Source organism: Gardnerella sp. DNF00109 (assembly GCF_049262845.1).
Classification (GTDB): Bacteria; Actinomycetota; Actinomycetes; order Actinomycetales; family Bifidobacteriaceae; genus Bifidobacterium; species Bifidobacterium vaginale.
Genome location: NZ_CP058406.1, coordinates 940,817 through 965,349, shown reverse-complemented (window position 1 = coordinate 965,349; position 24,533 = coordinate 940,817). Strand labels below are relative to the sequence as shown.

Annotated in this window: 19 protein-coding genes and 2 tRNA genes; 14 read left to right on the top strand and 7 right to left on the bottom strand. The window is 39.5% G+C overall.

Annotated elements, in window-relative coordinates; translation table 11 throughout:
- Positions 1 to 9 precede the first annotated feature (9 nt).
- From purD to purT, 6 genes are all read right to left on the bottom strand, one after another.
- Entirely contained in the window at positions 10 to 1,284 is a 1,275-nt protein-coding gene (gene purD, locus HXT20_RS03805) for a phosphoribosylamine--glycine ligase (RefSeq protein ID WP_422114248.1), read from the bottom strand.
- A gap of 66 nt (positions 1,285 to 1,350) precedes the next feature.
- Entirely contained in the window at positions 1,351 to 2,385 is a 1,035-nt protein-coding gene (gene purM / locus HXT20_RS03800) for a phosphoribosylformylglycinamidine cyclo-ligase (RefSeq protein WP_004113603.1), read from the bottom strand.
- An 80-nt stretch (positions 2,386 to 2,465) separates the two neighbouring features.
- A complete protein-coding gene (gene purF, locus HXT20_RS03795; protein WP_004113604.1) occupies positions 2,466 to 3,953 on the bottom strand; it encodes an amidophosphoribosyltransferase in 1,488 nt (495 codons plus the stop codon).
- Between the two features lie 66 nt (positions 3,954 to 4,019).
- Positions 4,020 to 7,781 carry a phosphoribosylformylglycinamidine synthase gene (locus HXT20_RS03790; RefSeq protein WP_101886481.1) on the bottom strand — a complete coding sequence of 1,254 codons (3,762 nt, stop codon included), beginning with the start codon at positions 7,779 to 7,781 and terminating at the stop codon, positions 4,020 to 4,022.
- Between the two features lie 137 nt (positions 7,782 to 7,918).
- The gene (gene purC / locus HXT20_RS03785; protein WP_004113609.1) at positions 7,919 to 8,701 is read right to left on the bottom strand and encodes a phosphoribosylaminoimidazolesuccinocarboxamide synthase; all 783 of its coding nucleotides are present in this window, start codon (positions 8,699 to 8,701) and stop codon (positions 7,919 to 7,921) included.
- Between the two features lie 172 nt (positions 8,702 to 8,873).
- Positions 8,874 to 10,211, bottom strand: a complete 1,338-nt coding sequence (gene purT / locus HXT20_RS03780) for a formate-dependent phosphoribosylglycinamide formyltransferase (RefSeq protein WP_020759741.1) — start codon at positions 10,209 to 10,211, stop codon at positions 8,874 to 8,876.
- Between the two features lie 133 nt (positions 10,212 to 10,344).
- On the opposite strand from purT, the gene HXT20_RS03775 reads away from it, so the two are divergent.
- From HXT20_RS03775 to HXT20_RS03745, 7 genes are all read left to right on the top strand, one after another.
- A tRNA-His gene (locus tag HXT20_RS03775) sits at positions 10,345 to 10,420 on the top strand.
- Between the two features lie 197 nt (positions 10,421 to 10,617).
- Positions 10,618 to 13,371 carry a DNA translocase FtsK gene (locus tag HXT20_RS03770; protein ID WP_048729834.1) on the top strand — a complete coding sequence of 918 codons (2,754 nt, stop codon included), beginning with the start codon at positions 10,618 to 10,620 and terminating at the stop codon, positions 13,369 to 13,371.
- A 63-nt stretch (positions 13,372 to 13,434) separates the two neighbouring features.
- Positions 13,435 to 14,049, top strand: coding sequence for a CDP-diacylglycerol--glycerol-3-phosphate 3-phosphatidyltransferase (gene pgsA / locus HXT20_RS03765; RefSeq protein WP_004113615.1), 615 nt, complete (start codon positions 13,435 to 13,437; stop codon positions 14,047 to 14,049).
- 7 nt (positions 14,050 to 14,056) lie between these two features.
- Entirely contained in the window at positions 14,057 to 14,773 is a 717-nt protein-coding gene (locus HXT20_RS03760; RefSeq protein WP_101887982.1) for a CinA family protein, read from the top strand.
- A complete protein-coding gene (locus tag HXT20_RS03755) occupies positions 14,760 to 14,993 on the top strand; it encodes a DUF3046 domain-containing protein (protein ID WP_004113620.1) in 234 nt (77 codons plus the stop codon). Before HXT20_RS03760 ends, HXT20_RS03755 begins: the two co-directional genes overlap by 14 nt.
- Before the next feature lie 212 nt (positions 14,994 to 15,205).
- Positions 15,206 to 16,360, top strand: coding sequence for a recombinase RecA (recA, locus tag HXT20_RS03750; protein ID WP_004113623.1), 1,155 nt, complete (start codon positions 15,206 to 15,208; stop codon positions 16,358 to 16,360).
- A gap of 86 nt (positions 16,361 to 16,446) precedes the next feature.
- Positions 16,447 to 17,172, top strand: coding sequence for a regulatory protein RecX (locus HXT20_RS03745; RefSeq protein ID WP_013399611.1), 726 nt, complete (start codon positions 16,447 to 16,449; stop codon positions 17,170 to 17,172).
- A gap of 10 nt (positions 17,173 to 17,182) precedes the next feature.
- On the opposite strand, the gene thrC is transcribed toward HXT20_RS03745, so the two are convergent.
- Positions 17,183 to 18,700 (bottom strand): threonine synthase, encoded by a 1,518-nt coding sequence (gene thrC / locus HXT20_RS03740; RefSeq protein WP_248902429.1) that lies wholly within the window; start codon positions 18,698 to 18,700, stop codon positions 17,183 to 17,185.
- A gap of 72 nt (positions 18,701 to 18,772) precedes the next feature.
- Between thrC and HXT20_RS03735 the strand changes: the two genes are divergently transcribed.
- The 7 genes from HXT20_RS03735 to HXT20_RS03705 all read left to right on the top strand — a co-directional run bounded on the left by HXT20_RS03735 (position 18,773) and on the right by HXT20_RS03705 (position 24,531).
- Positions 18,773 to 20,131, top strand: coding sequence for a glutamate-5-semialdehyde dehydrogenase (locus HXT20_RS03735; protein ID WP_116437763.1), 1,359 nt, complete (start codon positions 18,773 to 18,775; stop codon positions 20,129 to 20,131).
- A 49-nt stretch (positions 20,132 to 20,180) separates the two neighbouring features.
- Complete coding sequence (locus tag HXT20_RS03730) at positions 20,181 to 20,756, top strand: hypothetical protein (RefSeq protein ID WP_004113634.1); 576 nt, start codon at positions 20,181 to 20,183, stop codon at positions 20,754 to 20,756.
- Positions 20,757 to 20,805: 49 nt separating this feature from the next.
- Entirely contained in the window at positions 20,806 to 21,642 is an 837-nt protein-coding gene (gene nadD, locus HXT20_RS03725; RefSeq protein WP_004115024.1) for a nicotinate-nucleotide adenylyltransferase, read from the top strand.
- Between the two features lie 126 nt (positions 21,643 to 21,768).
- A complete protein-coding gene (locus HXT20_RS03720; protein ID WP_032833905.1) occupies positions 21,769 to 22,791 on the top strand; it encodes a ribose-phosphate diphosphokinase in 1,023 nt (340 codons plus the stop codon).
- Between the two features lie 76 nt (positions 22,792 to 22,867).
- Positions 22,868 to 22,938: transfer RNA gene (locus tag HXT20_RS03715), tRNA-Gln, on the top strand.
- A gap of 106 nt (positions 22,939 to 23,044) precedes the next feature.
- Positions 23,045 to 23,707: a CDP-alcohol phosphatidyltransferase family protein gene (locus tag HXT20_RS03710; protein WP_004113650.1), complete on the top strand. Its 663-nt coding sequence runs from the start codon at positions 23,045 to 23,047 to the stop codon at positions 23,705 to 23,707.
- Between the two features lie 65 nt (positions 23,708 to 23,772).
- Entirely contained in the window at positions 23,773 to 24,531 is a 759-nt protein-coding gene (locus HXT20_RS03705; RefSeq protein WP_004113651.1) for a YebC/PmpR family DNA-binding transcriptional regulator, read from the top strand.
- The last annotated feature ends 2 nt before the right edge of the window (positions 24,532 to 24,533 follow it).

The window sequence follows — 24,533 nt, the reverse complement described above, 5'->3', positions numbered from 1 at the left end:
GATCATCCTCTACAGGTCTAGTGCTTTTGACGCAATGTCATGCCTAAAGAACATGTGAGGAAGATTAAGCTTATCTAATATGCTGTAGACGTTGTTTTGAGCGTCTTTTACATCGTTTCCATGCACTTGCACAAGAGCTATTCTGCCTGAAGAAGTAAGAAGTTTTCCGCTTTCTTCATCGCTTTTTACTCCTGCATAATACACGTGCTGACCTTGATCTTCGTCAATAGGAATTTGAGGAAGAGGAGTTCCAGTAACTAAAGTGCCAGGGTAGCCTTCGCTTGCTAATACAACTCCAAGAGTTACGCCATTTTTAATCCAAGTAAATGTTGGTTCTTTGCCATGCAAAATGTTAAAAATAGCTTCACCAAAGTCGCTAGTAAGTCTTGGAAGAACAACTTCGGTTTCTGGGTCTCCAAAACGAGCATTAAACTCAATAACTTTAGGCCCTGAAGCTGTATCAATTAATCCAGCATAAAGTACACCGGTAAAAGGCGTGCCCTCTTTAGCTAGTCCTTCAACAGTTGGGCGCACAATCTCGTCAATAGCACGCTGAACTGTTTCGTCGCTAATTTGTGGAACAGGACTATAAGCTCCCATGCCGCCAGTATTTGGACCAGTGTCGCCGTCGTGAGCGCGTTTGTGGTCTTGAGAAATTGGCATAACCCAAAAATCAGTTCTGCTTACGAAACTCATAAGTGAAAACTCTTGACCTTGCAAAAATTCTTCAATAACAACTTTTGCTCCAGCTTGACCAAAACGATGATCGACGAAAATATCTTCCAAAGCATCAACTGCTGTTTGCTCATCCATAGCAACAGTAACGCCTTTTCCAGCAGCCAAACCGTCCGCTTTAATAACAATTGGAGCACCATGCTCAAGAACGTATGCGCGTGCAGGCTCCAAAGCGTCAAATGTTTTGTAGGAGGCAGTTGGAACGTTGTGACGAGCCATAAGCTTTTTTGCGAAATCTTTAGAGCCTTCAATTTGAGCTGCGGCTTTGTTTGGACCAAAAGCGGCAATTCCATGCGCTTCAAAATCGTCAACAATGCCATTCATAAGCGGAACTTCAGGACCAATGAACGCAAAATCGTAGTTATTGTCTTTAACGAACTTAATAAGAGCGTCATGATCTGATTGACTTATGTTTACAGTTTGAATTCCATCTGCTGCAATACCAGGATTTCCAGGAGCAACAGTTACTTCTTCAACGCTTTCTCCTTTAAGTAACGCGTGTGCAATAGCGTGTTCGCGAGCGCCAGAACCAACTACTAAAACTTTCATTTTTAATCCTTTATTGCTTTAAGATTTTGCTGTCTACTGTTTTGCGTTTTTTGCGTTTTTTGCGGTTTACAACAACTCAACTGCAGCGTTTTCGCGCTTAGCCATTTTGCCAATAATATAAGCGGTTTCGTCATGCTCGTTTAGTATACGCATTGCCTCGTTTGCTTTGCTTTCATCAACTGACAAAACCATGCCAATTCCCATATTAAAAACGTTGAACATTTCAGCGTGAGTAACTTCTCCAGCTTTTTCAATAACGCCAAAAATAGGTGGAACGCTCCAGCTAGTGGTATCAATTTTTGCAGCCAAATCATCCGCATACATGCGAGGAACATTTTCAATAAATCCGCCGCCTGTAATATGAGCAACTCCCTTAATAAGATGCTCAGCAAAAAGTGGCTTCAAAGCTTTTACGTAGATTCGAGTAGGTTCAAGAAGAACTTCGCCAAGCGTTTTGCCGCCAAGCTCATCTAACTTGGTGTCAACGCTAAAACCTGCTTCTTCAAACAAAGCTTTGCGAACAAGAGAGAATCCATTTGAATGAACTCCTGAAGAAGGAAGTCCTATAAGCACGTCGCCTTCGCAAATAGCAGAGCCGTCAACAATATTCGAACGTTCTGCAACGCCTACTGCAAAACCTGCAAGATCGTACTCGTCTTCGTCATACATTCCAGGCATTTCAGCAGTTTCGCCGCCAATTAAACCTGCTTCTGATTGCACGCAACCATCTGCAACGCCTGAAACTACCTGCTCAAGTATTTCAGGATTGTTTTTCCCACACGCAATGTAATCGAGGAAGAAAAGAGGCTCGGCACCTTGAGCTGCAATATCGTTTACGCACATTGCAACGCAATCAATGCCAATAGTGTTATGCTTATTCATCATTTTTGCAATCACAAGCTTGGTTCCAACGCCATCCGTACCAGAAATCAGCACTGGCTCTTTGTAACCAAGAGATGCCAAATCAAATAAGCCGCCAAATCCGCCGATGCCACCTACAACGCCTGGGCGTTTCGTGCGATTCACATGCGATTTAATACGACGTACTACTTCGTATCCTGCTTCTACGCTTACGCCAGCCTCTTCATATGCGTGTGGCATATTGATTCCTTTCATAACTATGTTATAAGTATTTTCTTAAATTTTATTTATAAATTGCGGTAAACAATTAAAATATTAAGTTATATAAGATTTTCGTGTGAATATTTGCTGTGCTTTCTCACTTCTTGCAAATGTTCGCGTTCTTCAGGAGTAAGTGAAGCCAAGAATTCTTCGCCGTAATCGTCTAGTGCAGTAGGGTAGTCGCCATTAAAGTAAGCAACACACAAACCGCCATAAGGCGCTGGCTTTTTTAATCCAATCGACTCTACTAATCCATCTAAAGACAAAAATGCTAAGGAATCAGCATCAATATACTCGCGTATTTCTTCGACTGAATGTTTTGCTGCAATAAGTTCCTTTGTGGTTTGAATATCAATACCGTAGAAGCAAGGATATTTAAGAGGAGGAGAAGAAATACGCATATGTACCTCTTTAGCTCCAGCTTCTCGTAGCAATTGCACAATGCGCTTAGAGGTAGTTCCGCGAACAATTGAATCGTCAATAACGATAACGCGTTTTCCTGCAACTACGCCACGAACAGCAGAAAGTTTCATACGAACGCCTTGCTCGCGTAATTCTTGTGTTGGTTGAATAAAAGTGCGTGCAACATACTGGTTTTTAATCAATCCCATTTCATTTGGAATTCCGCTTGTTTCAGCGTATCCTGCAGCAGCAGAAAGTGAAGAATTAGGTACTCCAATAACCATGTCTGCGTCAACAGGAGATTCTTTAGCCAAACGCGCACCCATACGCTTTCGCACAGAATGAACATTAATACCGTAAATATTAGAATCTGGGCGAGCGAAATAAATAAATTCCATTGAGCATACTGCATGTTGTACGTGCTTTGTATATTGCTCAATAGTGTAGCCATCGTCATTAATAACAATTATTTCGCCAGGCTCAATATCGCGAATAAACTCTGCTCTAACAATATCTAATGCGCAAGTTTCGGATGCGAGTACATAAGCTCCATTGCTCATTCTTCCTAAAGAAAGAGGTCTAAAACCATTCGGGTCTGTTACGCCAATAAGCTCCTTTTCAGTTAGAAGCAAATAGGCAAAACCACCATGAACTATTTGCAAAGCATCTTTAAGCTTATCCATAAAAGAAGTTTTATTTGATCTTCTAATAAGATGCATTAACACTTCAGTATCCGAATTCGAGTGGAAGATTGCTCCCTCATCTTCAAGTTTATTCCTAAGAGTTGTGCAATTAGTAAGATTGCCATTATGTCCTAAAGCAACATCTCCATCATGGAAGCAAAAAAGAAAAGGCTGAATGTTTTCAACACTTCCCGAACCAGCAGTAGCATAACGAACGTGCCCAATTGCGCTGTTTCCAGTAAGTTTCTTCATAATGTCTTCGTTTGCAAAAACCTGAGTTAAAAGACCTAGGTTTCTGTAACCTTTAAGATGACCATTATCGTTTGATACGATTCCAGCGCCTTCTTGACCTCGGTGTTGCAGTGCATGTAATCCAAAATATGTTAATCTAGCAGCATCTGAATGACCCCAAACGCCAAAAACGCCACACTCTTCATGAATGTCTTCGAGCTCTGCAGACATCAAACACCCCCTGTTGTTTTAGATTCTTAATCAAGATTTTCCTATAAACTTGCTACAAAAATCACATTATGCAGTGAAATATTCGACTCCAGCGCTAAAAATGTTTTGTGTTCTAAAATCTGGAATATTCACGTACAAACCGTTTCCGCTGCGTTCGCAATGTCCCATTTTTCCAAACACTCTGCCATCTGGGCTAGTGATTCCTTCTACAGCCATAAGTGAACCGTTCGGATTCACTTTAAGATTCATGCTTGGAACGCCATTGCTGTCAACGTATTGTGTTGCGATTTGGCCGTTTTGTATAAGAGTATCCATAACTTCTGGCAATGCTACGAATCGACCTTCTCCATGAGATATTGCAACACTATGAACATCGCCAACTTTGCAATTTGAAAGCCATGGAGAAAGATTAGAAGCAACGCGAGTTCTAACAATCTTGCTTTGATGCCTTCCAATAGTGTTAAACGTTAAAGTCGGGCATTCTGAATCCATTGGAACAATATCTCCAAACGGGACAAGACCTAGTTTAATAAGAGCTTGGAAACCATTGCAAATACCAAGCATTAAGCCATCGCGATTATTGAGCAAATCGCGAACAGCGTCACTAACAGCAGGATTCCTAAAGAAAGATGCTATGAACTTGGCTGAACCGTCTGGTTCATCACCTCCAGAGAATCCGCCTGGAATCATAACAATTTGGCTTTTATTAATCTCATCAACAAGATCTTTTGCAGATTGAGCAATATCATCAGCGCTTAAATTATTGATTATAAGCGTTTTGCATTCTGCTCCAGCTTTTTCAAACGCTGCTTGAGTGTCGTATTCGCAATTGTTTCCAGGGAAAACTGGAATGATTACGCGTGGGTGACTAATCGGAGTTTTTCTATGAGAACGCATGTGGTTATGAGAATACTTCAGTTCACTAGAGTTTATAGCAGGAACTGAGTCTCCCTTCTCTCGATACGGGAATATATCTTCTAAAGTATTTTCCCAATCTTCTTGCAAACTAGCTAAATTAAGTTTCTCGTTTTCTACGCAAAACTCGAACTCATTACAAGTTTCGCCTACTACATCTACGCTTACAAGATCTGAATCTGCATACGTAAGTTCAGAATCATCTTTAAGCTCCACATAGAACGACCCATATTCTGGCTTAAACAAATCATTCTTGCTAATCGCATTATTAAGCTTTAACCCAATATGATTTCCCAAAGTCATCTTAAATAAGATTTCCGCACTAGCACCAAATCCAGGAGTGCTAACGGAAAGCGCATGCTTATTTGAGGTAAGATTTTCCACAATCCTAATCGCCTCTAAGAAGCTTTGAGATTTAGGCGTGATTCCATCTTCCTTATATTTAGGCAATATTCTTAAAATTCTACTATTGGCTTTTTTGAATTCTGGCGAAACAACGTTTCTCGCGTCTCCTGTAGAAACAGCAAAAGAAATAAGTGTTGGTGGAACATCAAGATTTTCAAAGCTTCCGCTCATAGAATCCTTGCCGCCAATAGCGCCTACACCAAAGTCAATTTGTGCGCTTAAAGCTCCGAGAATAGCTGCCATTGGTTTTCCCCAACGTTCTGGAGCATTATGAGGCTTTCCAAAATATTCTTGCAAACTTAAATAAGCATTTTCTATAGTAAAACCGCTGGCTGTGAGCTTTGCCAAAGACTCAACAACAGCTAAATAAGCTCCAGTAAATTGATTCTTTTCCATAATATATGGGTTAAAGCCCCACGACATTGCAGAAGCTGTGTTCGTTTCTCCAAAAACTGGCAATTTTGCAACCATTGCTTGTGCAGGAGTAAGCTGACGTCTGCCTCCAAAAGGCATAAGAACTGTTGCAGCTCCAATAGTGGAGTCGAACATTTCACTAAGACCTTTGTTTGAGCAAATATTTATGTTGGAAACAAGATTTTTCATGCGCTCGCCAAAAGATTTATTAGCGTATTCGCCACTTATATCTTGCCATTTCGAAGTATAGTTTTCGCCACTTTCAACGTGAATATTTTGCTCTTTTGGAGCTCCATTAGAAGCTAGGAATTCACGGCTTAGATTCACAATTGTTTTTCCTCGCCAAGTCATTTTCATTCGTGCTTCTTCTGTGACTATGGCTACAATTTGTGCTTCCAAATTTTCCTGACGTGCGTATGACAAAAATTCGTCGGCATCGCTTGCTGCAACATCAACAGCCATTCGCTCTTGAGATTCAGAAATCGCAAGCTCTGTGCCATCAAGACCTTCATATTTTTTAGAGACTTTATCTAAATCAATAATCAAGCCATCTGCAATTTCACCCGTTGCAACGCTTACGCCGCCAGCGCCAAAGTCGTTGCAACGCTTAATAAGTCTGCATGCATCTTTGCGGCGGAAAAGTCGTTGTAACTTGCGTTCAATAGGAGCATTTCCTTTTTGAACTTCTGCTCCGCATTCCTCAATGCTATCAGTGTCTTGCGCTTTAGAAGCACCAGTTGCTCCACCAATTCCGTCTCTTCCAGTTCGTCCACCTAGAAGAATAATCACGTCTCCTGGCTCAGGTGTTTCTCTTCGAACATGGTCTGCTGGGGTAGCGGCTACAACCGCACCCACTTCCATTCGTTTTGCAACGTATCCTGGGTGGTAAATCTCGTGTACTTCGCCTGTTGCAAGTCCAATTTGATTTCCGTAAGAAGAGTAGCCTGCAGCTGCCGACGTTACGATTTTTCTTTGAGGCAATTTTCCTTCAAGAGTTTGGGCTATTGGCGTTCTAGGATCTGCAGCACCAGTTACTCGCATTGCCTGATATACGTAAGATCTTCCCGAAAGAGGGTCGCGAATGCATCCGCCAATGCATGTTGCAGCACCACCAAAAGGCTCGATTTCTGTAGGATGATTATGTGTTTCGTTTTTAAACAAAAACAGCCAATCTTCATCGTGCCCGTTTACGTCAACTTTGATTTTTACTGTACAAGCGTTGATTTCTTCGGATTCGTCTAGATTCTTAAGAATCCCATTATGCTTCAAATACTTTGCACCAATAGTTGCCATATCCATAAGGCAAATCGGCTTATTTGTGCGATTAAGTTCTTCTCGCATTTCAAGATAACGATTAAATGCGGCTTGTACCTGCTCATCGTCTATTTTTATGTTTGTAAGATGCGTGCCAAAAGTTGTATGACGGCAATGATCAGACCAATATGTGTCTATTACTTTGATTTCTGTAATAGTTGGATTGCGATTTTCGTTTTTAAAATAGTTCTGGCAGAATTTTGCGTCTTCCAAGTCCATTGCAAGCGCGCGATCTTCTATGAACTTTTTTAAACCTTGTTCGTCTAAATCGTTGAATCCGTTGATAACTTCCACATTTGCTGGAATAACTGTTTCTGTTTGCAAAGTATTGACTTTATCTAAAGATGCTTCGCGCGCTTCAACTGGATTAATTATGTAGTGTTTAATTGCGTCCAAATCTTTTTTAGACAAATCACCTTTAAAAGCCAAGATTTGCGCGGTTCTTACCCTTGGTCGCTCTCCTTGGCTTATAAGCTGTATGCATTCACTTGCAGATTCTGCTCGCTGATCAAATTGTCCTGGAAGAAATTCCATAGCAAAAACATGTTCGCTTGTGCTTATGGGCAGATAATCATAGGTGTTATCGACTGGTGGTTCGCTAAAAACTGTTTTGATAGCAGTGTTGAATAGATCTTCTGATATTCCTTCAACATCATACCTGTTTATTATGCGCGTTGATTTTAAAGAATCTATTCCTAGAATTTCTTTAAGCTCGTGATTAAGATGCTGTGCCTTAACATCGAAACCAGATTGCTTTTCAACATAAACGCGAAATACCACGGTAAACCTGCCTTGTAATTGTACGTTTTGGCTATTTTGGTTGTTTTGTTTTTTCAGTTTTCTTTTTCAATTTTGTTTAGTTTTGCTTTAAGAACGCGCGTGGCTCGCACCTCGAAAGATGCGAGCCACATTAAAAATCATTCTTCAACATAATTATTTGGATTTATTTCGTCGAAGTTTACGCCTTCGCTTTGAGCAAGAGATTTAAGCCTTGAGAATATCTCCTCGTAGGCTGGAATTATATCTCCTAAATCTCGTCTGAATAAATCTTTATCTAAGTGGCTTACTTCAGAATTATTTGTATTGCGCTTATCCCAAAGTCTGCAAGTATCTGGCGTTATTTCGTCAGCAAGCAGAATGTTTCCCTTAGAGTCAACGCCTTCTTCAATCTTGAAGTCAACAAGCTGTACGTCAATCTTAGAGAAAACATCAAGCAATGCATTATTAACAGCATGAGCTTGGCGAGTAATTTCTGCCATCTCTTCATCGGTTGCTAATCCAAGAGCTACAACGCCTTCAGGATTAATAAATGGATCGCCAAGTTCGTCGGATTTAACGCAGAATTCCAATAATGGTTTCTTTAAAGGAGTGCCTTCTTTTACAGCATAACGTTTTGCAAAAGAACCAGCAGCAGTATTTCGCATTATTATTTCTAATGGGAACATTTTCATGCGTTTTACAAGTTGCTCAGTGCTAGAAATGCGCCCTAGGAAGTGGCTTTTCACGCCACGCGCCTCAAGAAGATGGAATAGTAAAGAAGTTATTTGATTGTTTAAGCTGCCTTTGCCAGCAATTTGAGCTTTTTTAAGACCGTTGCCAGCTGTTGCCTGATTCATGTATTCCACCCACAACACATTATTGTTATCAGTGGCATACAATTTCTTTGCTTTGCCCTCATACAACTTGTCAAGTTTTTCCATTGACGTGCCTCTCTTGTTGCATCTATGGCTGTAGGCGAAAACCAACATTGTTCGAAGGTTTATCCAACCTTGTCAGCACGTTCAGACTAACAATTGTTACCTACAATTTTTTTAGATTATTTTTTATTCTTTTAATGTCTTAAACCAGTAAAAACCTTGATTTTTCGATGTTTTAAGACGGTAGTTCTACAGTGTGTAATTCGCTAGCAATGCGTGTCGCGCAAGATTTTGCATCACGCACGCTGTTTGATACTGTCAAAATAACACCTAAGCGTCTTGAGCCGTGAACTTCTGGCTTTCCAAAGATGCGTATATCACATCTTGCGCAATCTTCAGTGTTTAATGATTTTGCTACATTCGCAAATCCAATTTTTCCATTACCTTCTACAACAAGTGCATGGCTTAAAGCGACTTCATTATTTTTTAAACAAAGAGCAGTGTGCTTTTGAGTAATAGGAACACCCAAAATCGCTAAAACATGCAGAGCAAACTCGCTGTAATACTGTGAAATCATTGTAACCATACCAGTATCGTGCGGACGAGGGGATAGTTCGTTGAAAAGTAAATCACCGTTTTTAAGAACAAAGAGTTCAACTCCATAAACGCCCCACCCAGTTTCTCCGTTTTCTCTTGCTATTTTAGATAGACCTTCAACGGCTCGTTTAGCAATATTTTGAGCGTTGATTCGAACGTTTTCTGGTATATTTGCTGGTTGCCATGATTGCCTGTAATCGCCATTTTTTTGAAATTGTGCAATGGGTTCGCATGTTGTTATTCCAGCGCTAGAGCTTACAGTTAGTACTGTTAGCTCGTAGTCTAATGGTGCTAAAGCTTCAACAATTACGCGAGATATGTCAGCGTTTTGTGCGTTCTGATTCTTATGCTTAGATCTTCTTCCATTTTGTGCTTCTACCCAAGCATTTTGTAGGTTTTCAGGATTTTTTACTATTGATTGACCGTGACCAGATGAGCTCATAATTGGTTTTACGACGCATGGATATCCTACGATTTTTGCTCCTTTTTCTAATTCTTCATAGTTAGAAGCAAATCGATATGGTGTTGTTGGCAATCCTAGTTTTTCGTGTGAAATTTTTCGCAAAGCTTCGCGGTCCATAGCAATTGCAGTAATATCAGAGCTTGGAACAACTTGAATTTTCTTACTCTTTACAACATTTTTTAGTATTTGAGTTGATATTGCTTCAATTTCAGGAATTATTATGTCTGGGTTTATATCGTTTATTAAGTCTTGCAACTCTTGAGAGTCGCTCATATCTATAACGCGATTTTCTTGAGCTACTTGCATTGCTGGAGCGTTCGCATAGCTATCTGCCGCGCATACTCTTATGCCAAGCCTGATAAGTTCTATAGCAATCTCTTTGCCAAGTTCTCCAGAGCCAAGAAGAAGAACTTTTGTTGTATGTAACTTTGAATCAAAAATACCAAAAATTCGCTCGTTTGTAACGCTTTCATTTAATTCATTATTTGAATCTGATTTTTGCGAAAAACTCATAACTATATTCTTACATTACGCAATGTCGAATTGTCGTGCGACGCGCCGAATGAAGATTGACTAGCATAAATTTAAAAAATCGTGTATAGTATTCCTCTGTTGTGCGATTCCCGAAGGGTTTCGCGCCATAATGGTGGCTATAGCTCAGTTGGTAGAGCATCTGATTGTGGTTCAGAAGGTCGCGCGTTCAAGTCGCGTTAGCCACCCCATTTTTTCGGCTGGTTTCAGCCGAATTTTTTTTTTATGCTAGATTATTTTTTTTACTTTGAGTATCATTCTTTTTGCAATTAGATTTTTTAATTTATCAGTACACGTTTATGCCCGTATATTAGTACACGTTGGGGTAGAATAATGTGGATTGCATAATTTGTTATGTTTCATAAATTTATGTTTAAGGAGCTTATATATGGCAGGTAGGGGCGGTAAGTCATCAAAGTCGTCATCAAATGTATCTTATGATGAACCTTTTTGGGAATCCGCGCTGCTTTTTGTTCCGCGACTTGTTGGTAAAGTAGTACGTTCGCTTTTTGGTGTGGGAGAATACGACGAAGCATATCGCAGAGATGGATTGTGCTTTGTAATGATTATTATTGCTATTCTTTTCTGCGCATCGGAATGGTTTAGAGTTAGTGGTTTTATAGGCGTTGCTTTTCACTTCGCAGCATCTGCAGTTTTTGGAGTTATGAGCATTGTTTTACCAGTTTGGTTATTTGCTGTAGCAATTAGACTAATGAGAAATAGTGGATCAAAATCAGGTAACCCACGTGTTATAGGTGGTTTTGTTCTTATTTTGTGGTCTATATGTTCTATTTTAGATATTTTATTTGCTAGTAAAAATCAACATTTTCACATAGAAGATTTGCAAAAATCTGGTGGATTATTAGGTTTTTCTCTTGGTTCTCCTTTAGCTTGGGGATTATCTAGAACTTTTGCTCTAGTGATTTTTGTTATTATCGCAATTTTTTCGTTTTTGATGATTTTAAAATTGCATGTTACAGACATAACGCAGTTTATATTTTCTGCTTTTTCTAAAGATAGTAAAGATAGTAAAGATAGTAATTCTGAGGAAGATTCATACGATAATGATTCTAAGGATGATGATAAAACACTTGAATTTGCTGATGGAGTGCCAACTCATGATGATTCTGACAAATCTGAAAAGTCTCGCAGATCTTTGCATAATTCGTTAATTTCTAAATTATGGAATTCACTATTTGGAACTAAGAAAAAAGATAGTAATAATGAGCTTTTAGATGAGTATGCTGGAGATGATGCTTTTCTCTGTGCATCTTCAAAAGATGGCGGTAGTAATTTCGAATCAAATAATGCTGATCGCACGAATAGTCATGATGGTGATCTTAATAATCAATCGCAAGGTTATGAAAATACGGTTGATAAATCACATAATCGTGAGTCTCCTAGGTCTGTATCTTCAAGTGGTTCTTCTGCGAATTCTAATTCTTGGAAAACATCTCCAGAATTATATATTGATGAATTCCCTAAGGCTCCTATAAGCACCAGCGAGCAATATTCTTCTGATCCTTGGGGAAATATGCCTGCTCAACAATTAGATAAATATAGGTCATCGCAAGAAAATAATAGTGATAGCGCTGCTGGCAAAGATATATACGATTCAAATCATAGTGATTCTAATGTTTATGAAGATGAACCTTATATTCTACCAGATTTGAACATACTTGTTCATGGAAAGCCTCATGCAACAAGAACACCAGCGAATGATCGTGTGATTCGAGCTTTAACTTCTACCTTTGAACAATTTGAGGTAGATGCGAAGGTTATTGGCTTCTTAAGAGGTCCTTCTGTAACTCAATATGAAGTTGAGTTAGGATCTGGAGTAAAAGTAGAGAAGGTAACGAATCTTCAAAAGAATATTGCGTATGCTGTAGCAAGTACTGATGTGCGTATTCTCTCTCCAATTCCGGGCAAGTCTGCAATTGGTATTGAGATCCCGAATGTAGATAGAGAGATTGTAAATCTGGGAGATGTTCTTAGGTCTGATAAAGCGCGCCAAGATCCAAACCCTATGCTTACAGGTGTTGGTAAGGATGTTGAGGGTCATTTCGTAACGGCAGCTCTCGATAAAATGCCGCATTTGCTTGTTGCAGGTGCTACAGGATCTGGTAAGTCGAGTTTTATTAACTCGATGCTCACTTCTATTATCATGCGAGCAACACCTGAACAGGTTCGTATGATTTTGGTAGATCCTAAGAGAGTAGAGCTTTCTGCATACGCTGGCATTCCGCATTTGCTCACACCGATTATTACGGATCCTAAGAAGGCTGCGCAGGCTCTCGAGTGGGTTGTTAAAGAGATGGACGCGCGCTACGACGACTTGCAATTCTTCGGCTTCCGCCATGTTAAAGATTTCAACAAGGCTGTGCGTGAAGGAAAAGTTCATGCTCCGGCTGGTTCTAATCGAAAAGTTGCTCCATACCCGTATTTGCTTGTGGTTGTAGACGAGATGGCTGATTTGATGATGGTTGCTAAGAACGATGTGGAAAGTTCTATTCAGCGTATTACTCAGCTTGCTCGAGCTGCAGGAGTGCATTTGGTTCTTGCTACTCAGCGCCCATCTGTTGACGTTGTAACAGGCTTGATTAAAGCAAATATTCCTTCTCGCTTGGCTTTTGCTACTTCATCTGCAACTGATTCCAGGGTTATTCTCGATACTGTTGGTGCAGAAACTTTGATTGGTCAAGGTGACGCTTTGTTCCTTCCAATGGGTGCTGCTAAGCCTCAGCGTGTGCAGGGCTCGTGGGTGAGTGAATCTGAAATCCGCAGAGCTGTGGAGTATGTTCGCACTCAGCGCAAGCCAAAGTATCGTGAAGATATTGAACAAATGGCTCAAAAAGCGGATGCTCAAGCTCAAAGCAAGCTTAAAACTAGCGATATTGGCGACGATATGGATGAGCTGCTTCAGGCTGCAGAGCTTGTAGTAGGCGCTCAGTTTGGATCCACTTCGATGCTTCAAAGAAAATTGCGTGTTGGCTTTTCTAAAGCTGGTAGGTTAATGGATTTGCTTGAATCGCGTGGCGTTGTTGGTCCATCCGAAGGATCTAAGGCACGTGAGGTTCTTGTGCAACCTCAAGATTTGCCTAAAGTTTTAGCATTTATTCGCGGTGAAAGTGATTCTTTGTAAAAGTTGAATTAAGTTTTGCGTTTGCTATACCATATTTGTGTAGCTTTATGGAGGTATTTATAGATGTTGAAAAACAGTAAGTCTAAATTACTTGAAGGTTGGGATTATGCTCCTAATGTAGTGACATACATAAGGATTATTCTTTCCATTCTATTTATAATCTTATATTTGGTTGCAGGTCCTTGGGGTTATACTTCTACTGCGATACGTTGGTCAGTGTTTGTTTTGTTTGTAATTGCAGCTTCTACAGATAAATTAGATGGTTGGATGGCTAGAAAATACAATCAGGTAACTGAGCTTGGTAAATTACTAGATCCTATAGCAGATAAGCTTCTTATGCTTTCCGCGCTTATTATTGCGTCAGCTTTTGGAGAACTATATTGGTGGATTACTGCTTTGTTTGTTATTCGTGAAATTGGCATAACTATTTTACGATTCTATGTTATAAATAAGGGCGGTAAAGTGATTGCAGCATCTTCTGCTGGAAAGTTTAAGACACTTTCTCAGTCAATTGGTATTGCAATGCTTCTCGTTCCTATTGTTCCTATTTTCTGCGCAAATGATATTCCACTTTGGGTGATTTGCTATTACTCCATTGCTTACGGTTTGATTGGAATTGCAATAGGTTTTGCTACTTACTCTGGTATTCTTTATGTGAACGACGCTTTGAAGCATTGATATAGATATGTGTAGTGACTCTGTTAGTGTTTTAGCTAGTGAGATTCTTGATTTTTGCGATGCACATTCTTTGCATATCGCATGTGCTGAGTCTCTGACTGGGGGTCTTCTTTCAGATTCGTTTGTAAAGATTCCTGGCGCTTCTAGAGTTTTTCTTGGATCTGCTGTTACTTACGATATTCGTGAAAAATCTAAGATACTTGGTGTGGATTGCGATTTATTAAAATCGTGTGGTGCTGTAGATGCGCGAGTAGCAAAGCAAATGGCGTTTGGTGCAGCAAGATTATACAGTGGATCTGGTTGGTGTTATAAGCGTTTTGAGCAACAAAAAGATGTTGACAATCCTGATTTTCCTATTATTGGATTGTCAACTACTGGTGTTGCTGGACCTGGCTCTGATGCTGGTAAGCCAGCTGGGTTGGCGTATATTGGTGTTTTTGTTCCAACTGTTACAGATAAATCTTGCTATTCGCTTGACTCTGATGCGATTTTTTGCAAGTTTAATAGAATAAAAAATTGCGTTTTTGATTGTAAGTGTGGAAAAATTAGTAATTTCTCCTTGGAGAAATGTGATTTTTATTCTTGTGATTTAGGATTGTTGATTTCTGCTCAATTAAATATTTCTGGTAATCGTGAAGAAGTTCGAAACGGTGTCGTTTATGCGTTAATCAAAATTCTGCATTCCATAATTTTTGAAGATTGGATTTTTGATGCGCGAGCGTGAATTCTGGGAGCTTCTTGAAGAGGTATTTGGCAGGGAGTTTGGCAGGAGTATCGCAAAAGATCAGGAGCTGCAAAAACTTAATGGTATGAGTGCTCGTGAGGCGATTGATGCTGGAGTAGAGCCAAGAATTGTCTGGAATGTTTTATGTGATCACATGAATATTCCTGATAGTAAGAGGTGGGGTAAAGATCATAATGCTCCACCAATGCCTGCAAAATAGATATTTTCGTTGGAATTTCAAGTCAACACACTTGTCGAACAAATGTTCGTTTATGGTGTATAATGTCAATTGTTGGGCTTCTTGCAGCGTGATAAGTGCCTATTGTGTTATTGAGTAAAACCTTTAACCACATTGCTCTAAAACGCTTGCATAGTCATTATGTATTGCATTAACGTCAATCAATACATCGGCATGCGAAAGGAGTAGCAGATATGGCACAACAAGCAAAAAAAGGTGCAGTGGATCGTCTTATTGATGCCGACAAGGCAGATCCTCGTAGAAAAGCAGCGTTGGAAACAGCTCTTGCCAATGTTGAAAAACAATATGGTAAAGGTTCCGCAATGCGATTGGGTGATAAGCCACTACAAGACGTGGAGGTTATCCCTACTGGCTCAATAGCTCTAGATATGGCTCTAGGGATTGGTGGCGTTCCTCGTGGGCGTATTGTGGAAGTTTATGGTCCTGAATCTTCTGGTAAAACAACATTAGCTTTGCATATTGTTGCTAATGCTCAAAAGAATGGTGGTATTGCTGCATTTATTGATGCTGAGCATGCTTTAGATCCAGTTTATGCGCGTAAATTGGGTGTTGACACAGATTCTCTTATTGTTTCTCAGCCAGATAATGGTGAACAAGCATTAGAGATTGCCGACATGCTAATTCGTTCTGGTGCTTTAGATGTTATAGTAGTTGATTCTGTAGCAGCTCTTGTTCCAAAAGCGGAAATTGATGGAGACATGGGAGATAGCCATGTTGGTTTACAAGCGCGCTTAATGAGCCAAGCTTTAAGAAAAATGACTGGTGCATTGTCTCAAGCTGGAACGACAGCAATATTTATTAATCAGCTTCGTGAAAAAATTGGTGTATTCTTCGGTAATCCAGAAACAACTACTGGTGGTAAAGCTCTTAAATTCTATTCATCTGTTCGAATGGATATTAGACGAGTTTCTACTATCAAAAATGGTGAAGAGGCTGTTGGAAATCGTACTAAGGTAAAGATTGTAAAGAATAAAATGGCTCCGCCTTTTAAAACAGCAGAGTTTGATGTTCTTTACGGAGAAGGAATATCAACTGAAGGTTCTGTAATCGATATGGCTGTACAGTGCGATGTTATTAAAAAATCTGGTTCTTGGTTCACTTATGAAGGTGAACAACTTGGGCAAGGTAGGGAGAACGTTCGCCAATTCCTTAAAGATAATCCTGCTATTACAGAAGAGATTAGCGATAAAGTAAAAGTAGCGTTTGGGCTAATGAAGCCAGAAGATCAATTCGTTGAGGTAGAAGATGAAGATGACAATTCTCAGTCAGTATCATCTTCAAGTGCTGATAGTAAAACAAACACTTCAAAAGGCAGTGATGTCAAATAAAACTATATTAAATAAAATTATTAAAACAAAGTTGAGTTTAGCTGATTCACATCATATTGGCTGAGATTCAGTGAAAAGAATAGAAGATGATTAGTGTAGAGAGTTTTCTTCGCAATCATAAACCTGTTGATTCTTATTATTCTGCAGAAAATGAGTGTGAAAAAGCAGAAGAATCTGAAGTTAATGGTTGTGATTTAACAACAGTTGGCGTTAGTGATGCTTATGATACGTCATTTGATAGCTTAGATAATAATCATGAAGATTATTGTGAAGAAAACTCTTCTTACGCTTTTAAGAAGTATAATTCATTTAATAGTAGAAAAGCTGCTAAAAAAGTAGATGCCAAAAAAGCCTCTGATTTCGACGATTGTAGAGAATCTGCTTTACGAATGCTAGATTATTCAGCTAGATCTTCCGATGATTTAAAGAATAGGCTCATAAATAAGGGTTACAAAGAGAATATTGTTGAATCCGTAATAATTCGTTTGGAAGAATTATATTTGGTTGACGATGAACAATATGCTAGATCCGTTATACGCTCATGTGTATCTAGATTGTTGGGAGAACGTGCGACTCGCCTTGAGCTACAAAAAAAGGGCGTTTCTTCCACTGTGGTCTGTTCAACATTGCAAGAAGCTAGAGAAGACGGTGTTTTTGAAGAAGCTGCATGGGAATTAGGCAGAAAATTATCGTTAAAACTCAAAAGCCTAGAAGATAATGTAAAAAGACGTAGGTTCTTTTCTGCAGGAGCTAGGAAAGGTCATGATTTAAGCACGCTAAACGAAGTATATTATGCTTTGTTTAAGTCTTAAACCAAAATCTTCAGCAAATTTCGTTAGCGCACTTAAGAACATAATCTGGCATATCTTCGACGTTAATAACATCATTAAAGCGAGCAGTCTTATTCTTAAGTTCACTCAACATACTAGGCGACTTAGTAGAGGTTTTCTTTTCAAGAAGCTCCATGCATCCAAAGTCATCTAAGTCTTGAACGTTTAATCCCAGAGACTGGCAAACAACCCTCGGGAATTTGTAAGGGCTTGCGGTGCTCAAAAGAACACGCGGAACATTAGAATCATGAGGAATATGATTCATAACAAAGTATCCGCAAGCAGTATGCGGGTCTATAACATAATTATGATTATCCCAACATTCTTTTATAGAGTCGCGAATCTGCTTCTCGTTTGCCCATCCGCAACCAAAAAGTTTCCTAATTTTAGAAAGAACATTATCTGGTATTTCAAAAGCGCCCCATTGTTGTAAATCATTCATAAGCATTTGCAACAGTCTTGTATCTTTATCGCACATGTAGTAAAGCATGCGTTCTAAATTAGAAGAAACAAGAATATCCATAGACGGTGCAATTGTTTGGTTAAATGGTCGAATCTTGTTATATGTTCCACTGACCAAAAAGTCAAACAAAACATTGTTGCTGTTGCTTGCTACAATCAAGTGTTTTACAGGAAGACCAAGCATTTTCGCATAATATCCAGCAAGAATATTTCCAAAATTTCCAGTAGGGACACAAAATTCCACTTCATCACCAAGTTCAATAACGCCTTGCTCAACAAGTTTAGAATAAGCGTAGAAGTAGTAAACAACTTGAGGAATAAGTCTGCCAATATTAATCGAATTAGCAGAAGAAAGCAGTGCGTGATTATTGTTTTCAACTGTTTCATTAATTGAATTGTTAGTAAATATTTGTTTAACGCCGCTTTGTGCATCGTCAAAATTTCCTCTAACAGCACATACTTTTACGTTATCTCCACTTTGAGTGGTCATTTGCAATTCTTGAATTTTACTTACTTTACCTTCTGGGTAAAAAGTGACCATAGAAGTGCCTTCAACATCCGCAAACCCAGCTAACGCAGCTTTTCCTGTATCTCCCGAAGTGGCTGTAAGAATCATAACATTTTGATTAGAATCAGATACATCTTTTGTGTGACTAATGAATTGCGGCAAAATTTGCAAAGCAACATCTTTAAAAGCACAGGTAGGACCGTGGAAAAGCTCTAGAACAAAGTCATTATTATTGCCAAGAGCCTTTAAAGGAGTAATTTCAGTGTCTTCCCACTGACTTCCATAAGCCTTCTCTACACAATCATCAAGCTCGCTAGATGTAAAATCTGGAAGGAGAATTTGAAGAACATCTTTAGCAATCTGTTTATAAGTTTTTCCAGAAAGATTAGAAATATCGTAACGAGTTTCACCAAGGCAATCCGTAACAAACAAGCCACCATCATCTGCTATTCCTCTACGAATAGCTTGCTTCGATGCATAGGTTTTAGAGTTTGACCTAGTGCTGTGAAACATAACTGTATTCGTAGTGTTTTCTGCCATGATTCCTCCATTCGTGCTAATTGGTATACATGTTACCTGAAGAGGTGGAGCCTAAGTACTGCTATTGCTAATATGTTCAATATGATTAATCTTGATACAAAGTTAGATGAAACGCATAGTAATGCACAAAACAATATGTCTAAAGATTATGGGGACTCTATAGATTCTATTGTTTTTTCTAGATCGGATGCTTCGCGAATAGCACAGCGTGAATTTGCTAAAGCTAATACCAATTTTAAAAATAATCTTCTAAATGCTATTGCTGATTCTATTGAAAATAATGCAGAATTTATTGAAGAAGCAAATAAGCAAGACTTAGAAAAAGCTCAAAAAAATGGTATGGATGCTGGAAAACTAGACAGACTTAAATTTGATGAAGAAAGAATATTTCAATCTGCAAAAAGTATTAGAAAAATAGCGCAATTACAAGATCCTGTTGGAGAAGTTGTTCGTGGATACACGCTAGAAAATGGTCTTAGGCTTTCTCAAGTAAGAGTGCCAATAGGCGTAATGGGAATTATTTACGAAGCTAGACCAAATGTGACTGTTGACGTTGCATCTTTGTGCATAAAATCTTCAAATGCTGTAATTTTAAGAGGCGGTAGTGCAGCTGAGCGCACGAACCATGCGACAATTTCTGTAATCAAGCAAGTATTAAAAGATTTTGGTGTAAGTGGAAATCTTATAGAATCTGTTGATGATCTTGGAAGAAGTGGAGCAACGTCAATGATGCATGCTCATGGTCATATTGATGTTCTTGTTCCTAGAGGAAGTGCAAATCTAATCGCTGCAGTTGTTAAAGAGTCAACAGTTCCAGTTATAGAAACTGGAGCTGGAAATGTTCATATTTACGTGGATAAAACAGCAGATTTTGAAAAAGCGATACAAATTATTGTAAATGCAAAAACTCAAAGAGTTGGAGTTTGTAATGCTGCAGAAAAATTGCTTGTAAATCAAGATATTGCTAAAGATTTTCTGCCAAGAATTGCAAGCGAGTTAGCTAAACATAATGTTTTGATTCATGCTGATGAAAAATCCTACAATATTCTATTCGATTCAAATATCAATGGTTTGCAGTTAGAACATGCAAATGATGATGATTGGAATCGTGAATATTTGTCTTTGCAAATAGGAGTAAAGATTGTAAAAGATGTTGAGGATGCTGCGAATCATATTACAAAGTATTCAACGGGGCATACTGAGACGATTATTGCTGAAGATTATTTAACAATCAATAATTTTGTGTCATCTGTAGACTCAGCTGTTGTTATGGTAAATGCTTCAACAAGATTTACGGATGGCGGCGAATTTGGTTTTGGAGCTGAGCTTGGCATTTCCACTCAAAAATTACATGCCAGGGGTCCGATGGGTTTGAGAGAAATGACAACCACAAAGTGGATTGGTTATGGAGATGGTCAAATAAGAGCTTGATGTTATAAATTGTGACAGATAATAAGGTATTAAGAGTAAGGTTATGAGTATGCCAAATACGCAGGAATCAACTAAATCAGATAATGTATACGCGAAAAGCGAATCATATGGTGTGTCTGATTTTAATGTTTTAGATGCTTTAGATATTTCCGCTGAGCGTTTATCCATAGTTCGCTATGTGTTTTTAGTGCAAATTGAAGATGGTATTGCGTCTGCATCTCAAAGATCTTCTCTTGAATATGCTGATGCAATATTAATGGGTTGGCCAGATAGGGATAATCGTACTGTTTTCAAGCCTCAGGATAATGCTGCTTTAGATGAGATTAATAAGAATTTGAGAAAAATGGAAGATAATATATCTCAATTCAGTAATCTTGAGCGTTGTGGTGAAGTAGATAATATGGCAGATATTCTTATTAAGATTACAGAATCTGTTGCAAAGATTAGAAGTATTTTCCAGCCTGATTTTCCTCTTCCAACATTTGAGGAGATTAAACGGGTTGTTCAAGATGAGTGGAATGAAGAAATGGGCAATATTAATCCTGATAAGGCGAACGTTGCCTCTAGTGTTATCGGTGAAGCTAAGGCAGATGATGCTGCTGATTTGCTTGATGGTGCAAAATAATCACGATGCTTGATTTTGTGTATTTTGAACAAAATGTGGAAATGAATTAATGCAAAATAATCTAAACAACTCTAAAGTTGATTCCCAAAATAGTCTTAAGTCAGAAGTAAAAGATTTTTCTGAAGAGCGCAGAATGTCTGACTTGTTCCAAGGGTCTTTTAATGGCACTGAGGCTGCGCCGCCTGTTGTGGCAGGCGTTGCTAAACACCGTCAATCTGCTAGAGGTAATGTTCACCAGCGCCCACGAATAGGGATCATGGGCGGCACTTTTGACCCTATTCACAACGGTCACTTGGTAGCAGCTTCTGAAGTTGCGTGGGTTTATGATTTAGACGAAGTCATATTTGTTCCTACAGGAAAGCCTGTTTTTAAACTTGATAAGAAGGTTACTAACGCAGAAGATCGATATTTGATGACTGTGATTGCAACTGCTTCTAATCCTAAGTTCACAGTTTCCAGAGTGGATATTGATAGACCAGGTGTTACTTATACAATTGATACGCTTCGCGATATTCGATCTCAGCATCCAGATGCTGAACTTTTCTTTATTACAGGCGCGGATGCTATTGCGGAGATTATGCAATGGAAAGATGCTAGAGAACTGTGGAATTTGGCTAGATTTGTGGCTGTTACTCGTCCTGGGTATTCTAGTCCAGAAAAGTTTACTCAAATTGAGGCTCATGTGTATTCAGCGGATTCTTGTGACGATATGATTAATTGTCACAGTCATCGTTTCCCAGTTGACATTTTGGAAATCCCAGCACTAGCAATTTCTTCTACTGATGTTCGTAAGCGAGCTGAGCACGGGGAGCCTGTATGGTATTTGGTTCCAGATGGAGTTGTTCAATACATTGTTAAGCATGGTTTATACAGACGCGATTTGTGATTATTTGGAATCTTTTGCAATGATTTGTTGTGTATGAAACGGCTTAATGATTATAGTCTGCGCAAATAGATAGTATTAATCACAGTCCGTTTTTTGTGGGCTGTTAGTGAACTAGCGTTTGGAGATATGGTGAGCATCGTCCTTGAAGGAAAGCCAGATAAAAACCTTGTTCTCGTAACTGGTCGCGCGCATCCGAAGCTTGCTCGAGATGTTGCAAATCAGCTTGGTATAGAAGTATTGGAAACAACAGCATATGATTTTGCCAATGGCGAGATGTATGTTCGTTACACTCAGTCTGTGCGAGGAACAGACGTGTTTGTGTTGCAAAGTCATAGTGACCCTGTTAACAAGTCCATTATGGAACAGTTAATTATGATCGACGCATTAAAGCGCGCGTCTGCTCGTTCTATTACCGCTGTGTGCCCGTTGCTTGGATATTCTAGACAAGATAAAAAGCATCGCGGTCGTGAGCCTATTTCTTGCCGCTTGATGTTTGATTTGCTTAAAACAGCAGGCGCAGATCGAATCATGAGCGTTGACTTGCATGCGGCACAATCGCAAGGATTCTTCGATGGTCCTGTAGACCATTTGATTGCTATGCCAGTGCTGGTTGATTACGTTCGAGATCGTTTCAGCGAAGATTTAGGAAACGTTACCGTTGTTTCGCCAGACGCAGGTCGAATCCGAGTTGCAGAACAGTGGGCGCAACGTTTAGGCGGAGGTCCATTGGCTTTTGTTCATAAGACTAGAGATATTACTCGTCCAAATCAGGCTGTAGCAAATCGTGTTGTTGGTGATGTTGCTGGGCGTGATTGTGTTATGGTTGATGATTTAATTGACACTGCTGGAACAATTGCAGGCGCTTGTAATGTTCTTAAGGACGCTGGTGCAAAGTCTGTTACGGTTGTTGCAACTCACGGAGTGCTTTCTGGTCCTGCAGTTGAACGTTTAAAGAATTGCGGAGCTAGGGAAGTGGTGTTAACGGATACTGTTCCAATTCCAGAAGAAAAGCGTTGGGATGGGTTAACTGTTCTTTCAATTGCCCCACTTTTGGCAAGTGCTATTAAAGCTGTGTTTGAAGATGGGTCTGTTGCAAAGCTGTTTGACACTTATCCAGAGCATCATGGCAAGGGGTTCTTCTTTGCATAAATCCTATTTCGCCACGCCAAACTTGACGATGTCAATTGTTATGGCATAATAGTGACTTGGCGGTTTTTTCCGCCGTTCCCTCATGGTGTAATGGCAGCACACGGGTCTTTGGAACCCTTTGTCTTGGTTCGAATCCAGGTGAGGGAGCTAGAAATTGCGCCGCTTAATTTTAAGCGGCGTTTTTTATTAACATAGTTTGTTGATAGTGTGTGTATGAGTAGCTTGTTTAATCTAGGAAGGCGTTTTATTAGATATGTTGGAATCTTTAAGAGGTGGATTCAAGCGTGTTATTGCGCCTATTGCTAAGCTGCTTGTAAAATTTGGCTGTACAGCAAATGGCATTACTGTTTTCGGTACTTTGGCTGTTGTAGTAACCTCAATTTTTGTTTCTATGACTGGCTGGCTTTTATTCGGTACAATTTTGCTTACGATTTTTGTCCTTGCAGATGCTTTGGATGGTTCAGTCGCTGCTTTAACTAATCAAAATGGTGGAACGAAATTTGGTGCGTTTTTGGATTCTACTTTAGATAGAATCGCTGATTGGTCTCTATTTTTGTGTGTTTGTATTTGCTTATATCGTGCTAAAAATATCAACATATGTTTATATTTGCCAGAATATGTTAATGGTTTTATAAAATATTGCGGATTGCTTTGTTCGCTAATAGCAATTATGGCTGCTTTTGTAACGTCATATGCTAGAGCAAGAGGTGAGTCCGTTGGGGTGGAAGCTAAAAAAGGTTTGATTACTAGAGCAGACAGAGTGGCTATTATATTGATTTCAATGGGATTAAGTGGATTAACTGACTGGCTTTTATGGCTTAGTTTAGCCATGTTTATCCTTTGTATTGGTGGTATCATAACCGTTATACAGAGGATTTTTGAAGTTAAAAATTTGCTTAAAAATACTAGCGCATGACGATTTGTCGCTAAAGAGCATTAAAATCATCACGTTTACGTAACCGTACACTTTTTAGGAGTATCATGTCAGGTCATTCCAAGTGGGCGACCACAAAGCATAAGAAAGCCGCTATTGACGCTAAGCGCGGCAAGCTTTTCGCCAAGCTTATTAAGAATATTGAAATCGCTGCTCGTCTTGGTGGTGGAGACCCTGATGGTAACCCAACTTTGTACGATGCAATCGTTAAGGCTAAAAAAGCTTCTATGCCAGCAGATAATATTAAGCGCGCTGTTAAGCGTGGTTCTGGTGAAGAAGCAGGCGGCGCAAACTACGAAGAGATTGTTTACGAAGGCTATGCTCCAGCAGGTGTTGGATTGATTATTGAGTGCCTTACTGATAATCGCAACCGCGCTGCAGCAGACGTTCGCTCCACTCTTACAAAGGGCAATGGTTCTTTGGCTACAAGCGGTTCTGTTAGCTTCAACTTTGAGCGTAAGGGCTTGATTGAGGTTCCTAGCGAAGGCGTTGACTATAGCAAGCTTTTTGATATTGCTGCAGAAGCTGGCGCTGAAGATGTTGCTGACGACGGTGATGTGTATTCCGTATACACTGATTCTAGCGATTTGGTAACTGTTCGTAAGGCTTTGCAAGATGCTGGTTTCGACTATGATTCCGCAGAAATCGTTATGCATCCAAACAATGAGGTTGAATTGAGCTTTGAAGATGCTCAGAAAGTGTCTCGTTTGATTGACAATCTCGACGATTTGGACGATGTTCAGAATATTTACAGCAACTGGACTGCTTCAGATGAGGTTATGGCTCAGCTTGAGGAAGCAGAATAGTT